Source organism: Micromonospora sp. DT201, from assembly GCF_049841575.1.
Classification (GTDB): Bacteria; Actinomycetota; Actinomycetes; order Mycobacteriales; family Micromonosporaceae; genus Micromonospora.
In genome coordinates, this window is sequence record NZ_JBNCKP010000019.1 from 142,718 (window position 1) to 159,967 (window position 17,250).

The 17,250-nt window shown below is 70.7% G+C and carries 6 protein-coding genes; all 6 read left to right on the forward strand.

The window, feature by feature from the left end; all coding sequences use genetic code 11:
• The first annotated feature begins 47 nt into the window (after positions 1 to 47).
• The 6 genes from ACLQ28_RS26670 (at position 48) to ACLQ28_RS26695 (ending at position 16,904) form a co-directional block, all read left to right on the forward strand.
• Positions 48 to 12,578: an amino acid adenylation domain-containing protein gene (locus tag ACLQ28_RS26670; protein WP_425689006.1), complete on the forward strand. Its 12,531-nt coding sequence runs from the start codon at positions 48 to 50 to the stop codon at positions 12,576 to 12,578.
• Entirely contained in the window at positions 12,575 to 13,840 is a 1,266-nt protein-coding gene (locus ACLQ28_RS26675; protein ID WP_425689007.1) for an MFS transporter, read from the forward strand. The genes ACLQ28_RS26670 and ACLQ28_RS26675 overlap by 4 nt, the downstream gene beginning before the upstream one ends.
• Positions 13,840 to 14,586 (forward strand): thioesterase II family protein, encoded by a 747-nt coding sequence (locus ACLQ28_RS26680; RefSeq protein WP_425689008.1) that lies wholly within the window; start codon positions 13,840 to 13,842, stop codon positions 14,584 to 14,586. The genes ACLQ28_RS26675 and ACLQ28_RS26680 overlap by 1 nt, the downstream gene beginning before the upstream one ends.
• A gap of 351 nt (positions 14,587 to 14,937) precedes the next feature.
• Complete coding sequence (locus ACLQ28_RS26685; RefSeq protein WP_425689009.1) at positions 14,938 to 15,519, forward strand: ArsR/SmtB family transcription factor; 582 nt, start codon at positions 14,938 to 14,940, stop codon at positions 15,517 to 15,519.
• Entirely contained in the window at positions 15,512 to 16,456 is a 945-nt protein-coding gene (locus tag ACLQ28_RS26690) for an MBL fold metallo-hydrolase (protein ID WP_425689010.1), read from the forward strand. Before ACLQ28_RS26685 ends, ACLQ28_RS26690 begins: the two co-directional genes overlap by 8 nt.
• 175 nt (positions 16,457 to 16,631) lie before the next feature.
• The gene (locus ACLQ28_RS26695) at positions 16,632 to 16,904 is read left to right on the forward strand and encodes a hypothetical protein (protein WP_425689011.1); all 273 of its coding nucleotides are present in this window, start codon (positions 16,632 to 16,634) and stop codon (positions 16,902 to 16,904) included.
• Positions 16,905 to 17,250 lie beyond the last annotated feature (346 nt).

Below are 17,250 nucleotides of genomic sequence, written 5' to 3' on the forward strand. Positions count from 1 at the left end.
TGCCGCCCATCCGCTGTGTCGTGCCACTTTCCAGGAGAGCGTTCCCGATGATTCCCCTGTCCTTCGCGCAGCAGCGGCTGTGGTTCCTGAGCCGGCTCGAGGAATCAGGTGCGACCTACAACATCCCGATGGTGCTGCGCCTGCGCGGCGCGCTCGATCCGGGCGCCCTGCACGCGGCGCTGACCGACGTGGTCGCCCGGCACGAGGTGTTGCGCACGATCTTCCCGGAAGCGGCGGACGGTACCCCGTTCCAGCACGTGCTCGAGGACTGGTCGGTCCCGATGCCGGTCGAGGCGGTCACCGAGGCTGCCCTACCCGCCGCGATCGCCCGCCAGGCCGGGCACACGTTCGCGCTGGCGACCGAGATCCCGCTGTCCGCGAGGCTGTTCACCCTCGCCGTCGACGACCACGTGCTTGCCCTGGTCGTGCACCACGTGGCCGGCGACGGCTGGTCGATGGGACCGCTCGCCCGCGACCTGTCGACGGCCTATCAGGCCCGGTGCTCGGGCACCGCTCCCGACTTCGAGGAACTGCCGGTCCAGTACGCGGACTACGCGCTGTGGCAGCGGGACCTGCTTGGCGAGGCCGACGACCCGGACAGCGTGTTGGCGACCCAACTCACCTACTGGCGGCGCGCCCTCGACGGCATTCCGGAGGAACTGCCTCTGCCCGGCGCCCGGCCGCGCCCGGGGGTGGCGTCGCATCGCGGCGGCGTCGTCGAGGTCACGCTTGACGCCGGACTACACGCGCGGCTCGGCGCTTTCGCCCGCAGTGCCTCGGCCACGCCCTTCATGGTGCTGCAGGCCGGGCTGGCCGTCCTGCTGTCGCGCCTGGGTGCAGGCCCGGACATCCCGTTGGGCATGCCGGTGGCCGGACGCACCGACGACGCCCTCAACGACCTGGTCGGCTTCTTCGTCAACACGCTCGTCGTGCGGGTGCGCGTGGCCGGCGCCTTCGCGGATGTCGTGCACCAGGTGCGGTCGACAACGCTCGACGCGATGAGCCACCAGGACGTGCCGTTCGAGCGGATCGTCGAGGACCTCGCCCCGGCGCGTTCGCTCGCCCGGCACCCGCTGTTCCAGGTGATGCTTGGCATGCAGAACACCGCCACTCCGACGCTCGACCTACCGGGCATCGAGGCCTCGCTGCTGCCAATCGGCTCGGCCCCGGCCAAGTTCGACCTCGACCTGTCCTTCACCGAGCCGCCGGGCGGTGGGATGCGCGGCCGGATCACCTATGCGGCCGACCTCTTCGACGCCGAAGCCGTACAGGACCTCGCCGATCGGCTCGTGCACCTGCTCGACCGTGCCCTCGATCGGCCCGATCTCCCGGTCGGGGACCTCGACATCCTCACCGCGGACGAGCGCCACCGGATCCTTGTCGGCTGGAACGACACGTCCCGCCCCTGTGAGCCGTCAACTGTGCCGGGACTGTTCGAGGCTCAGGCGGCGGCCACCCCGGACGCGCCCGCCGTGGATGCGGTCACCTATCGCGAGTTGAGCGAGCGGGTGAGCCAGCTGGCCGGGATTTTGGCCGCGCGTGGAGTGGGCCCGGAGACACGTGTCGCGGTCGTTCTGCCGCGCTCGGTCGACCTCATCGTCGTTCTGCTTGCCGTGATGAAGGCCGGCGGCGCATACGTGCCCGTCGATCCGGACTACCCGGCCGATCGGATCGCCTTTGTCATCGCGGACGCCCGACCGGTTCTAGTGATCGACTCGTCGTTCGACCTGAGGGCTGACGGGCCCGTTCTCGAGCCGGTGCAGCCACAGCCTTCGCATCCGGCATATGTCATCTACACCTCGGGCTCGACTGGTCGGCCCAAGGGTGTGGTCGTCAGCCATGAGGCGGTGGTCAATCAGTTCGGGTGGATGCAGCGCACGTACGGGCTGACCGCGGCCGATCGGGTGCTGTTGAAGACGCCAGTCGGGTTCGACGTGTCGGTGTGGGAGTTGTTCTGGCCGCTCGTCACCGGCGCGTCGATGGTGGTTGCCCGACCGGGCGGGCACCGCGATCCGGCCTATCTGGCGGGTGTGATCCGGGACGCCGGGGTGACGGTCGTGCAGTTCGTGCCGTCGATGCTGCGCCACTTTCTGGACGATCCAGCCGCGGCGTCCTGCCGTTCGTTGCGGGTGCTGATCTGCATCGGTGAGGCACTGCCGGGCGACCTGGCCGACCAGGCGCAGCGCGTGCTCGGCTTGCCCGTGCAGAACCTCTACGGGCCGACCGAGGCGACCGTCGCCATCACGAGCTGGGTGTGCGCCCAGCCGGCCAACCCGATGCCGATCGGCACGCCGATGGACAACTCGCGTGCCTACGTGCTCGACAGGTCGATGCGGCCGGTGCCCCCGGGCGTGCCGGGGGAGCTGTACCTCGCTGGAATCCAACTGGCGCGCGGCTACTGGGCTCGGCCGGGGCTGACCGCCGAGCGGTTCGTCGCCGACCCGTACGGCCGGGGTGGCCGTCTCTACCGCACCGGCGACCTCGCGACGTGGCGGCTGGACGGCGAGCTCGTCTACCTGGGCCGTACCGACGACCAGGTGAAGTTCCGAGGCTTCCGGATCGAACTGGGCGAGGTCGAAGCGATCCTCTCCGCCCACACCGATGTGCGGCAGGCGGCCGTGGCCGTCCGCGACGACCGGCTCGTCGCCTACGTCGTCGGCGACGTCGACCCGGCAGCATTGCGCGCCCACGTGGCGGCCGCACTTCCGGAATACATGGTGCCGGCCGCCGTCGTGGCCCTGGACGCGTTGCCGCTGACCGCCAACGGCAAACTCGACCGAAAAGCCCTGCCCGCGCCCGATTTCACCGCCTCCACGACCCGCCGCGCGCCGGCCAACCGCGACGAGGAGCTGCTCTGCCAGGCCTTCGGCGAGGTGCTCGGGCGCGACGACGTCGGCGTCGACGACAACTTCTTCGACCTCGGCGGCCACTCGCTGCTCGCCACCAAGCTCGTCAACCGCATCCGCTTTCTGCTCGGGCGCGAGACGACGGTGCGGGACCTGTTCAACGCTCCCACCGTCGCCGGCCTGGCCGGCCGGCTCGCGGCCCCCGGCCGTACGGGGATTGCTCGACGGTCTCGCCCCGACATCGTGCCCCTGTCGGCCGCCCAGCAACGCCTGTGGTTCCTCAACCGCCTCGAAGGGCCGAGCCCGACCTACCACCTGCCCATGGTGCTGCGCCTGACCGGCCCGCTCGACCGCGACGCGCTCGCCGCCGCCCTCACCGACGTGGTGACCCGCCACGAGGTGCTGCGCACGGTCTTCCGGACCGTCGACGGTGTGCCGTGCCAACGAATTCTGCCGCCGTCCCCGGTCGAGTTCACCGACGGCGTGCCGGTCTTCGACCTGACGACCGACATCCCGCTGTGGGCAAACCTCACGTCGACCGTCCCCGACGAACACCTGCTGACACTGGTCGTGCACCACATCGCGGGTGACGGCTGGTCACTCGCACCGCTGGCCCGCGACATCTCGACCGCCTATCAGGCCCGACTGGGCGGCACCGCACCCTCGTGGAACCCACTGCCGGTGCAGTACGCGGACTACGCGCTGTGGCAACGCGATCTGGACCTGTCGAGCCAGCTGGCTTACTGGCGGGACGCCCTCGCCGGGCTTCCGCTCGAGCTGGCGCTGCCGGCCAGCCGCCCCCGGCCCGCCGTCGCCTCCCACCGCGGCGAGATGATCGACCTGAATCTCGACGCCGCCCTCTACGCCCGCCTCACCGCCTTCGCCCGGGCCGAGGGCGTCACTCCGTTCATGGTGATGCAATCGGCGGTCGCGGTGCTGCTGTCCCGCCTGGGTGCGGGCTTCGACATACCCCTGGGTACGCCGGTGGCCGGGCGAAACGACGAAGCCCTCAACGACCTCGTCGGGTTCTTCACCAACACGCTCGTGCTGCGTATCACGGTCGGCGGCACCTTCGCCGATACGGTGCGCCGCGTCCGGGAGACGAGCCTCGACGCGTTCGCCCACCAGGATGTGCCCTTCGAGCGGATCGTGGAGGAGTTGGCCCCGGACCGCTCACTCGGCCGGCACCCGCTGTTCCAGGTGCTGCTGGCGTTCCAGAACAACGAGACCCCGGTGCTCGACCTGCCCGGCCTCGCCGTCGAGCCGGTCACCCCCGGCTCGCTGCCGGCGAAGTTCGACCTCGACCTCACCTTCGCCGAGACGGCCGACGGCGGGCTACGCGGCCGGCTCGTGTACGCGACCGACCTGTACGACGCCGACGTGGCCCGCGCGCTCGCCGACCGGCTCGTCCGTCTGCTCGACGTGGCGCTCGACCGGCCTGACCGTCCGGTCGCAGCGCTCAACCTGCTGACCGACGCCGAGCGGGCACAGGCCGTCGACGACAGCACCTGGCCGGTCCCCGCCGTCCTCGCGCCCCAACTGGTCGAGGCATGGGTTGTCGAGACCCCGGACGCGCTCGCCGTCGACCGGCTCACCTACCGCGAGCTGAACACGCGCGCCAACCGGCTCGCCCACTACCTGATCGGCCGCGGCATCGGCCCGGAGGCCCTGGTCGCCCTGCGACTTCCCCGCTCGGCCGAGCAGGTCGTCGCGTGCCTGGCGGTCCTCAAGGCCGGCGGCGCCTACCTGCCGATCGATCCCGCCTATCCGGCCGAGCGCATCGCCTTCATGCTCGCCGACGCCCGCCCGGCCGTGGTCCTCGACGGCCCGGTTGACACGTCCGCCTTCCCCGCCACTGACCCCGGCGTCGAGGTGCGGCCCGACCATCCCGCCTACGTCATCTACACCTCCGGCTCCACCGGCTGGCCCAAGGGCGTCGTCGTCGCCCACCGGGGCCTGGCCGCCCTCGCCGCCGCCCAGCGGGAGCACTTCGCCGTCACCCCGGACAGCCGTGTCCTCCAGTTCGCCTCGCCCAGCTTCGACGCCGCCGTCTCGGAATGGGCGATGACGTTGTGCGCGGGCGCCCACCTCGTCGTCGGGACGAAGGACGACCTGATGCCGGGCGAGGCGCTGCGCCGCACGGTCGCCGAGCACGCCGTCACCCATGTGACGCTGCCCCCGGCTGTGCTCGCCGTCCAGGAACCCGCCGGCTTCGAAACGGTGACCACGCTGATCTCGGCCGGTGAGGCGTTGCCGGCCGACGTGGCCGAGCGCTGGCGGCCCGGCCGTCGGTTGATCAACGCGTACGGCCCGACCGAGGCGACCGTGTGCGCCACCGCGAGCGAGCCGCTGGCGGCCGGGGAGACGCCCTCGATCGGCGTCCCGATCGCCGGGGTACGCGCGTACGTGCTGGACGCCGGACTGCGGCCGGTGCCACCCGGCGTGCCCGGCGAGCTGTACGTGGCCGGCCTCGGACTGGCCCGCGGCTACCTCGGTCGGCCCAGCCTGAGCGCCGAACGTTTCGTCGCCGACCCGTTCCGCCGCGGCGAGCTCATGTATCGCACCGGCGACCTGGCCCGCCGCCGCCCCAACGGCATCCTCGACTTCCTCGGCCGCACCGACTTCCAGGTCAAGGTGCGCGGCTTCCGGATCGAGCCCGGCGAGGTCGAGGCCGCCCTGCTCGGTGTCGCGGGGGTGCGGCAGGCGGCCGTGCTGGCCCGCGCCGACCGGCTCGTCGCCTACGTGGTCGGCGACATCGACGCGGAGGCGCTTCGCGCGCATGCGGCGCGAACCGTGCCGGAGCACATGGTGCCCGCCGCCGTGGTGGTGCTGGAGGCGCTGCCGTTGACCACGAACGGCAAGCTCGACCGCGCTGCCCTGCCCGACCCGACCTTTGAGACCGGCCACCGGGAACCGGCGACACCCCAGGAGGAAATGCTCGCTCGGGCGTTCGCGGCCGTGCTGGGTCGCGAGCGGGTCGGCGTCGACGACAACTTCTTCACGCTCGGCGGGCACTCGCTGCTCGCCACCCGCCTGGTCGCCCGAATCCGGTCGGTCCTCGGCGTGGATGTGCCGCTACGGCAGCTGTTCGAGGCACCGACGGTGGCTGCGCTCGCCGGGCGGCTCTCCCTCGCCGGAGGATCGCGGCCCGCCTTGACGCCGCGAGCCCGGCCCTCGACCGTGCCACTCTCCTTGGCGCAGCAACGGCTGTGGTTTCTCAACCGGCTCGACGGAGCCGCCGCCTACAACATCCCAATGGTGCTGCGCCTGACCGGGCCGCTCGACCGGGACGCCCTCGCCGCCGCGCTGACCGACGTGGTGACCCGCCACGAGGTGCTGCGCACGGTGTTCCCGCTGGTTGACGGGGTGCCGGGCCAGCGCGTTGAGCCGCCGTCGGTCGCCTTCCGCGAGGTGTCGCCGGCCGAGCCGTTCGACCTGACCACCGAGGTCCCGCTGCGGGTGGGGCTGACTTCGAGCGGGCCGGACGAGCACCGACTGACGTTGGTCGTGCACCACATCGCCGGCGACGGATCGTCGTTGGCGCCGCTCGCCCGGGACATCTCGACCGCGTACGCGGCCCGGCTGCGCGGCGCCGTGCCCTCGTGGACTCCGATGCCGGTGCAGTATGCGGACTACGCCCTGTGGCAGCGTGAGCTGGACCTGTCGGAGCAGCTGGCGTACTGGCGGGAAGCCCTTGCCGGGCTTCCGTCGGAGCTGACACTGCCGGCGAGCCGGCCCCGCCCGGCGGTTGCCTCGCACCGTGGGGCGGCGGTCGACTTCGCGGTCGACGTGAACCTGCACGCCCGGCTCACCGAGTTTGCCCGCACCGAAGGCGTCACGCCGTTCATGGTGATGCAGTCGGCGGTCGCCGTGCTGCTGTCGCGCCTGGGTGCAGGGTCCGACATTCCCTTGGGTACGCCGGTGGCCGGGCGCGACAACGAGGCCCTGTACGACCTGGTCGGCTTCTTCGTCAACACGCTCGTCCTGCGGGTCGAGGTCGGCGGCACCTTCTCGCAGCTGGTGCGCCGAGTGCGTGAGTCCACGCTGGATGCCTTCGCCCACCAGGACGTGCCGTTCGAGCAGGTCGTGGAGGAGTTGGCCCCGGCGCGGTCGCTCGGCCGGCACCCGCTGTTCCAGGTGATGCTGACGTTCCAGAACACCGAGACGCCCGTGCTCGACCTGCCCGGCCTCGCCGTCGAAGCCGTGCCCGCGGAGAAGACGCCAGTCAAGTTCGACCTCGACCTCACCTTCGCCGAGAGGACCGGCGGTGGGCTGCGCGGGCGGATCGCGTACGCCACTGACCTGTTCGACGCCGACGTGATCGAGGCGATGGCTGGGCGGCTGGTGCGCGTACTCGACACGCTCATCGCCCGGCCGGAGCAGCCCGTGGATGCGGTCGACGTGCTGTCGGCCGGGGAGCGGGAGCAGATCCTGGGCAGCTGGAACGACACGGCCGTCGCCGTTCCGTGGTCCTCGGTAGCCGAGATGGTCGAGGCGCGAGTCGCGGCGGCGCCGGATGGGCTGGCCGTCGACGAGATTACCTACCGGGAGCTGAACTCGCGGGCCAACCGGCTGGCGCGGCGGCTGGTCGCGGACGGGGCCGGGTCGGAGTCGATCGTCGCGGTGCGTATGCCTCGATCGGCCGACCTCGTGGTCGCGCTGCTGGCGGTGCTGAAGGCGGGGGCGGCCTATCTGCCGATCGACCCGGATTATCCGGCCGAGCGGATCGGGCTCATCCTCGACGATGCGCGACCAATTGCGGTGATCGACGAGGTCGTCGTGCCGGACGGGCCCGACCATGACCTCGGCGTGCGGGTGTCGCCGGAGCATCCGGCCTATGTCATCTACACCTCGGGTTCGACCGGTCGTCCCAAAGGCGTCGTGATCCGGCAGGCGGGGATGGTCAACTATCTGGCTCGGGCTGCGGCCGTCTATCCGGGGCTGCCCGATGAGGCCCGGTTCCATTCGTCGGTGGGGTTCGACACGACGGTGACGTCGGTGTTCGGTGCCCTGGTCGCGGGTGGCCGCGTGGTCACCGAGGAGCGGCGGACGGCGTTTTTGAAGGTCACCCCGGGGCACCTGGCCGCTTTGTCCGACATTCCGGAGAAACTGCTCATGGTCGGTGGCGAGGCGCTGCGCTATGACCAGCTCCCCGCCGGGGTGTCGGTGGTCAACAGCTACGGTCCGACCGAGACGACCGTGGCGTGTACCGACTTCACGGTCGACGGCCCTGGCGAGGGCGTCGTGCCGATCGGCCGCCCGATGTGGAACACCCGGGTGTACGTGTTGGATGCCGCGTTGCGTCCGGTTCCGCCCGGTGTGGCGGGGGAGTTGTACGTCGCGGGCGCCGGTCTGGCGCGTGGTTATCTCGGCCGTCCGGGGCTGACGGCGGAGCGGTTCGTGGCGTGTCCCTTCGAGGGTGGCCGGATGTATCGCACCGGCGACCTTGCGAAGTGGCGCCCGGATGGTGTGCTGGAGTTCCTGGGCCGCACCGACGATCAGGTGAAGGTGCGCGGCTACCGCATCGAGCTGGGCGAGGTCGAAGCGGCGGTCGCCGCGCATCCAGAAGTCCGGCAGGTCGCGGCGACCGTGCACGGCCAGCAGGTCGTGGCCTACGTCGAGCCGGCCGTCGACCCGCAGGAGCTGCGCTGGTTCGTGGCCCGCACGCTGCCCGCCTACATGGTCCCCGCCGCCGTCGTCGCCGTGACCGAGCTGCCGCTCACGGTCAACGGCAAGGTCGACCGTCGCGCCCTGCCCGCCCCGGACTACGCCGCTGCCGTCACCGGCCGGGCACCGCGCGGGCACCGCGAACGGGTCGTGTGCGAGGTGTTCGCCGACGTGCTGGGCCTCGAGCAGGTCGGTGCCGACGACGACTTCTTCGCCCTCGGCGGGCACTCGCTGCTCGCCATCACCCTCATCGAGCGGCTGCGCGAGCGAGATGTCACGGTCGACGTCCGCACGCTGTTCCTCAACCCCACGCCCGCAGGTCTCGCCGCCAGTTCGGGCCGTTCCGAGGTGGCGATTCCGCCGCGCCGTCCGCTGTCCCGTCCGTTGACGCCCGAGATGTTCCCGCTGGTCGACCTCATCGCCGACGAGGTGGCCCTGCTGCCCGACGACGTGGTCGACGTCTACCCCCTCGCGCCGCTGCAGGAAGGCATGTACTTCCACCACCTGATGAACCGGGAGAACGACGTCTACGTCCTGCCGGTCGAACTCGCCTTCGACTCGCGTCAACGCCTCGACGCCTTCGTGGCCGCCCTGCAGCAGGTCGTGGACCGCCACGAGATCCTGCGCACCTCGATCCACAGCTTCCGCGAGCCGGTGCAGGTCGTACATGAAAAGGCGACAATCCCTGTCTCGTACGGGGAGAACGTGCCGATGGACCTGACCCGGGCCCCGTTGCTGCGGGTCAACGTCGTCGGTGACCGGGCGGTTGTGCGGATCCACCACATCGTGCAGGACCACACCGCCCTCGACGTGCTGCTCGGCGAGGTGCGCGCCTTCCTCGACGGAACGGCCGGTGACCTGCCTGAGCCGGTGCCGTTCCGCGACTTCGTGGCCCGCGCCCGACTTGGCGCCGGCGACCACGAGGAGCACTTCCGGGCCGTGCTGGGCGACGTCGAGGAGCCGACCGCCCCGTACGGCTTGACCGACGTCCAGGGCGACGGCTCCGGCATCGCCGAGGCGTCGCGGACGCTGCCCGCCGAACTGGCCGCCGCCATCAGGGAGACGGCTCGCCGCCACCGCACCACCCCGGCGGTTGTGCTGCACGCCGCCTGGGCGCACGTGCTGGCCGCGATCACCGGGCGGTCGGACGTGGTGTTCGGAACCGTCCTGTTCGGACGCATGAGCGCCGTGGGCGGGGAACGGACGCCAGGGCTGTTCATGAACACGCTGCCGTTGCGGATCGACGTCGACGCTTCGAACGTGTTGGACCGCGTGCGCGAGCAGCTGGCTGACCTGCAGGCACACGAGCACGCGCCCCTCGCCGTCGCCCAGCGGGCCGCCCCCGCCAACCCTCTTTTCACCACGCTGCTGAACTACCGGCACAACACGCCGGCACCCGGATCAGGCGGGCTCGACGGCATCCGATTGCTGAGCGTGCGGGAGCGCACCAACTACCCCATCGCCGTGATGATCGAGGACGGGGGAGCGGGATTCATCGTCACCGTTCAGGCGGCTGCGCCCGCCTCGCCGCGGCTGCTGTGCGACATGATCGAGACCGCGGTCGCCGGGCTGGTCGACGGGAAGCGGCCCGAGACGCTTCCGGCTTCACTGCGCGACGAGATCCTGCACGGCTGGAACGACACGACCCGGTCCTGTCAGCCGTCGACCCTGCCCGAGCTCTTTGAGACCCAAGCGGCGGCAACCCCGGACGCGCCGGCTGTGGATGCGGTGACCTATCGGGAGTTGAGCGGGCGGGTGAGCAGGTTGGCCGGTGTGCTGGCCGCGGCTCGAGTCGGCCCGGAGACCCGGGTGGCTGTGGTATTGCCCCGCTCGGTGGATTTGATTGTCGTTCTGCTGGCCGTGATGAAGGCCGGCGGCGCGTACGTGCCGATCGACCCGGACTATCCGGCCGACCGGATCGCCTTTGTCATCGCGGACGCCCGGCCGGTGCTGGTGATCGACGAAGACTTCGACCTGAGTGCTGACGGCCCTTCGCTCGACCCGGTGGATCTGCGACCGTCGCACCCGGCGTACGTCATGTACACGTCGGGTTCGACGGGTCGTCCGAAAGGTGTGGTGGTCACGCATGAGGCGGTGGTCAACCAGTTCGGGTGGATGCAGCGCACGTACGGCCTGACCGCCGACGACCGGGTGCTGTTGAAGACCCCGGTCGGGTTCGACGTTTCGGTGTGGGAGCTGTTCTGGCCGCTCGTCACCGGTGCGTCGGTGGTGGTTGCCCGGCCCGGCGGCCACCGCGATCCGGCGTACCTGGCGGGTGTGATCCGCGATGCCGGGGTGACGGTCGTGCAGTTCGTGCCGTCGATGCTGCGGTTGTTCCTCGACGATCCGGACGCTTCGTCGTGCCGCAGTCTGCGAGTGCTGATCTGCATCGGCGAAGCCCTACCGGGCGAACTGGCCGAGGAAGCCCACAAGGTACTCGGTCTGCCGGTGCAGAACCTCTACGGGCCGACCGAGGCGACCATCGCGGTCACCGGCTGGGAATGCGATCAGCCCGGCGTCGCCCCGATCGGCACGCCGATGGACAACACCCGCGTCTACGTGCTCGACAGGTCCCTGCGGCCGGTGCCCCCCGGCGTACCGGGAGAGTTGTACCTCGCGGGAATCCAACTGGCCCGCGGTTACTGGGACCGGCCGGGGCTGACCGCGCAACGGTTCGTCGCCGACCCGTACGGCCGCGGCGGTCGTCTTTATCGCACCGGCGACGTCGCGATGTGGCGGCCGGATGGCGTGCTGGAGTTCCTGGGCCGTACGGATGATCAGGTGAAGTTGCGCGGCTTCCGGATCGAGCTGGGGGAGATCGAGACCGCGCTGCGCGGCTTCGGCGAGGTGCGGCAGGCCGCTGTGGTGGTCCGTGACTCGCGGCTCGTCGCCTACGTGGTCGGGGCGGTCGACCCGGTGGCGTTGCGGGCGTACGTGGGATCGACGCTGCCCGAATACATGGTGCCCGCGACCGTGGTCCTGCTGGACGCGCTGCCGCTGACGGCGAACGGCAAACTCGACCGGCGAGCGTTGCCGGCTCCCGACTTCTCGGTGGCCATCGACCGCCGAGCAGCATCCACGCGCGAAGAGGAGGTGCTCTGTCAAGCCTTCGCTGCCGTGCTCGGGCTCGACGAGGTCGGTGTCGACGACAACTTCTTCGACCTCGGAGGCCACTCCCTGCTCGCCACCCGGGTCGTCCAGCGAGTCCGGGCTGGCCTCGGGGTCGAGCCGTCCCTGGCCGACCTGTTCCGCTACCCGACGGCCGCGCTGCTCGCCCCCAGGCTGGGCGCGCACCGCCGGCCCGACCCGTTCCGGCCGGTCCTCCCGCTGCGGACCGAGGGCACTCTCGCGCCGCTGTTCTGCCTGCCTCCGGCGAGCGGTCTGAGCTGGAGCTACGCCGGCTTGGTCGAGCATCTTGACGACCGGCCGATCTATGGGTTGCAGGCCCCGATGCTCGACGGCGAGCACCCCGGCGGCAGCATGGACGAGGCGGTCGCCTGGTATCTCGAGCAGCTGCGATCGGCACAGCCCACCGGCCCCTACCATTTGCTCGGCTGGTCGGCCGGGGGCAACATCGCCCACGCGCTCGCGGTCGAACTGCAACGCCAGGGCCAAAAGGTCGCGCTGCTCGTGCTCCTCGACTCCTATCCCGGTGCAGAGGGCCACGAGGCAATCGCCGCGTCGGAGCACGATCTGCTGGCGGCGCTGCTGCGCGCGGCGGGGGCGAGCCCGGGGGAGGAGACCCTGACGGTGCCCGGGGCGGTGCGAGCCCTGCGCGACGCCGACCTGCCCTGGCCGGTCGGTGAACAGCACGTTCGCGCCTTCCTGCGCAACACCCGCAGCAACCTGCGAGTGCAGCACAGCATCGTGCCGGGGCTTTTCGACGGCGACATCGTCCACTTCACCGCCCTGCAGGGACGCTTCACCCCCGAGCAGGCGGAGCAGAGCTGGCAGGCGCATGCGACCGGCGGCGTTCAGGCGTACCCGATCGCCTCCGACCATGCGGGCATGTGCGCTCGCGGTCCGCTCGGCGAGATCGGTGACGTCCTTGCCGGTCTACTGTGAGGACCTTCCTGGTCATCTGGCTGGGCCGGGTGATCGGCGTCGTCGGAGCCAAGGCGAGCGCGTTCGCCCTCAGCCTGTGGGTCTATCAGCAGACCGGCTCGATCACGCAGTTCTCGCTGAGCCTGTTCGTGAGCTTCGTGCCGGGGCTGCTGCTGTCCCCGGTTGCCGGCGTCCTCATCGACCGCCACAGCCGGCGGACAATTCTGGCGGGCGCCGACACGGCAGTCCTCGCAGCAGGGGTGGCCCTGCTGGCCGCACAGGCCACCGGCCACCTCGCGGTGTGGCAGATCTACGCCGTCGTCGCCGTCCAGTCGGCCTGTGCCACCTTCCAATGGCCGGCGCTCTCCGCCGCCGTCACCGACCTCGTAGCGCCCGACCAGCGCAGCCGCGCGGCCGCCATGACCCAGACCGGGCTGTCGGTCGCCCAGTTGCTCGGCCCGACCCTGTCCACAGCGCTGATGCACACCGGCGGCCTGTCCGCGGTCCTCGTCGCCGACACCACCACGGCGCTGGTCGGACTGCTGACCCTCGCCGTCATCCGCATCCCGGGCACCGCCACCAGAGGTCCCAGGGCACGGCCGGGCTATCGGGCCGAGCTCCGGGTGGGCCGCCGACTGATCGGCGCCGACCGCCGCCTCACCTACCTGCTGCGCCTGACAGCCGTCCTCTTCGCTTGCCAATCGGCCGCGCCTGTCATCATGCTGCCGCTGATCGTGGCGGGAATCCCGATCGAGCGGCAGAGCCTGGCCGTCGCGGCGGTCAGTACGGCGGCCGGGCTCGGGCTGGCCGCGGCGAGCCTGGCGATGGCCGTCCTGCCGCAGCCTCGCATGCCCCTGGTATGGGCCCGCACGGCCACGGTGGTCAGCGCCGTCGCCGCTTTGGCGGCCGGCTTGGTTCCCGGCGGCACCGCGGTGCTCACCGCCGCCGCGTTCGTCTTCTCGGCTGGGGTGCCCGTTGTCGTTTCCAGCAGTCAAAGCGTCTGGCAGGAGGCTACGGAACCCGGCGCGCAGGGCCGCGTGTTCGCGCTGCGGCGAATGGTCGTCCAGGCCGCGACGATGGCCGGCCTGCCGCTGGCGGGCCTGCTGATGGCGTACGTCGGCACACCGCTTGTCACCCACCTGGCCGGACCCCTCCGGTCGGTCTTTCCCACCGGCTCGGGCCTGTTGTTGTGCTGCGTGGGCGTCACTCTGCTCACGGTGTCCCTGCCCAAGCCCCACCCCCGGCCAGTCCTGGCCGACGATCCGTTTGGAGTCGCCGCGTAATGGCCCTCGGCCCCTGGTTCCGCCGCTTCCAGCCGACCGGGACCCCGGCGCACCGCCTGGTCTGCTTCCCACACGCGGGCGGCGCGGCGAGCTTCTTCGTCCCCACCGCCCAGGCCCTCGCCCCCGTCGCCGACGTGCTGGCCGTGCAATACCCCGGTCGGCACGACCGCCTGGCCGAGCCCGGCCTGACCGACGTCGGCGCGCTGGCTGACGCGGTGCACGCCGCGATGATCGGCCTGCCGGCGCTTCCGCTCACCCTGTTCGGCCACAGTATGGGAGCCGTCGTCGCCTACGAGGTGGCCCGCCGCCTGCGCCGGGCACAGCCCGGCGCGTCACTGCACTTGGTCGTCTCGGGCCGCCGAGCGCCGCACCTGGGCCGCCGCGACGCTCCCCGCCTCGACGACGACAGGGCCCTGCTGGCTCATGTGCGAGCGCTGGGCGGCACGGCGAACGACCTGCTCGACGACGCCGACCTGTGCGAGCTGATCCTGCCCGCGCTGCGCGCCGACTACCAGGCTGTCGGCGCCTACGAGTGGGCCGCCGACGGGCAGCCGCCGCCGTGCTCGATCACCGCACTGACCGGCGACCAGGACCCGTACGCCACGCCCTCCGAGGTCGAGGCCTGGCGACAGCACTCCAGAGACCCATTCGTCCTTGAAGTCCTACCTGGCAAGCACTTCTACCTGGTCGACCAGACCGCCGCGGTGCACCGGATCCTACGAGACCGGCTGACCCGCACCCAGTGAACCCTTCGCAGCGTTCTGCCCAATACGGCAGCCGCCGTTTGAAATGTTGCTGATGGGGCTGGGTAGACGAGGCGCCGCCACCGCGTGATCGTCTGTCTGCTGTGGACAAAACCTCAGATCTGGCGGTGGCCGCGTGCCACAGCGTAAACCCTGCCGCGTGGGAGCGGGTTCTTGCTGGGGTGCTCGATGCGTTCGCGGGCCGGTTCGGGCGGATGGAGCCGCGTCGGACGGCGGCGGCGTTCGTGACCGGGCTGCTGGCCGATATCGAGGTCAAGACGTGTTGGCAGTTGGCGGAACGGCCATGCCAAAGAAGTGTTTGACATCTCGCAACCCCAAAGTATCCTTTGGCATATGCGTATCACCGACGCCACGGCCATCCGGGCGCTGGCCCATCCGGTCCGGCTGGATCTGCTGGAGCTGTTGGCCGCGACCGGCCCGGCCACAGCCGCCCAGTGCGGCCGCGCGCTCGGCGTGCCGCAGGCCAACTGCTCATTCCACCTGCGCCAGCTGGCCAAGTACGGGTTCGTGGAGGACGCCGGGCCGGGCGGTGACAAGCGCGAGCGGAAGTGGCGCGTAACCGATCCCCAGCGGCGCCTGCGGATCGCCGCTAACGGAGATGCGGTCGTCCAGCGGCAGCTCGAGCGGGTCGTGGTCGAGCGGGAGATGCAGGCGATCCTCGGCTACGTGGATCGCGATGACGAGGAGAGCTCGGCGTGGCAGAAGAGTCTCATGACCGCGGTGGCGGTCATGTCGGCCGAGGAGGCCGCCGACGTCAAGCAGAAGGTCACGTCGATCCTCGAGCCGTACATCGCCCGGATCAGTGCCGGCGGTGTCCGGCTCCAGCCCGGCCAGCAGCACGTCCGGTACTTCATGGCGGCCACACCGCTGCCGAGCTTCGACCTAGTGGACAACGAGAGTGATTCCGATGACTGATGACCTGATCGACTTCGTGAGCGCCGCCCCCGCGAAGGGGTCGCTCGCCGTGCGCTGGAACCACGGCGTGCCCTCGAAGCGGCGCGACCGCGACCCGAAGATCCAGGTCCACGCGTACGACGAGCACACGATCATCCTGCGGCAGAGCAAGGCCACCAGCTACGAGGCCCCGTTCCTCTTCCTGCTGTTCGGCAACGAACGCGCGCTTCTGCTCGACACCGGCGCCACCGCCGACTCCGACCTATTCCCGCTGCGCGCGACGGTCGACGGGCTCATCGCCGAGTGGCTCGATGCGCACCCGCGCGAGAGGTACGAGCTGGTGGTGGCGCACTCGCACGGGCACGGTGACCACGTTGCCGCCGATGCGCAGTTCGCCGGCCGCCCGAACACCACGGTGGTGCCGCGGGAGGTGGATGCGGTCCGGTCGTTCTTCGGATTCGGCGACAGCTGGCCCGCGCAGACCGTCACCCTGGACCTCGGCGGCCGGGCGCTGGAGATCCTCGGCTCCCCGGGCCACCACCAGGCGGCGATCACCATCTACGACCCGTGGACCGGGATCCTGCTCACCGGCGACACGGTCCTGCCCGGCCGGCTGTACGCGTTCGACGCCGCGGCGTACCTCGCAACGCTCAACCGGCTGGTCGCCTTTGCCGCCACCCGGCCGGTGACGCACGTGCTCGGCTGCCACATCGAGATGAGGAACCGGCCCGGCCGCGACTACCCACTCGGGGCGGAGTACCAGCCCGACGAGCGGGCCCTGCAGCTGACCGCGGGCCACTTGACGGCGATCCGCGACGCAGCCGCGTCCGCCGTGGGCCACCCGGGGGTTCGGCGGTTCGACGACTTCATCCTCTACACCGAACCCCGCAAGCGGGATTTCCTCAAGCTGCTGGCCCGAGCCCGGGCGTACAAGCTCGCAGCGATCTTCCGACGTTGAGGCCGTGACGTCGAGCATCCGCCGTGGATCGTGTCGGACGAGTTGTTGCGGCTGAAGTAGCCCTCCTAAATCGGACACCTCACGTCCGTTTTAGGAAATTGAGCCTTCACAGGCAGCGGCGGTGGGCACGGGAATCGCCGTCGGTGGACGACCCCGCGGACACCGGCTTCCGTGGGTGTCGATCGACGCAGTGCTCCTTGAGCCGCCGGTCAGCACGGCGGACGGTGCCGGCGTTCCGCGCCTCGTGTTGGTGCCGGCAACCGGCGTCGACGTCGGTGTCGCGGCGGAGTATCCGAACAAGGTTGATGGTCGACTGTCCATTATCTTGGTGGGGCTGGATTCCCTGCGGGCGTCTCAGGATGAGGTCGTGCGGGCGTTCGAGAGGTATGCCGATGGGCGGTTCGTCAACGAACCCTCGGCGCTCTCGAAGGCGGCGGACGAACTCTGATGGGGGAGCATTGCGCGTCGACAGCGCTCAGGGTTCGGTCATCGTTGCTTCAGCCGAGCCACTCTCGACGCAGATCGCGCCGAGGTAAGCGCTAGCGATCTGCGTCCGGGCGGTCAGGGGCATGAGTGGATGTCTGCGGTGGTCATTGCCCCGAAGCAGGTGGGTCGCGACTTCGCTCTGCTCCCAGCCCTCGCCTCGCAAGCGGTGTGCCCGTCTGCTGGTCTAGTACGACAGCCGCCGTTCGTGAGGTGACCTCGGATCCCGCGGGGACGAGGACGGCCACCGCATGATCGTCTGTGTGTTGTGGACACAACATCAGACCTTGCGGTGGCCGAGAGTCACAGCT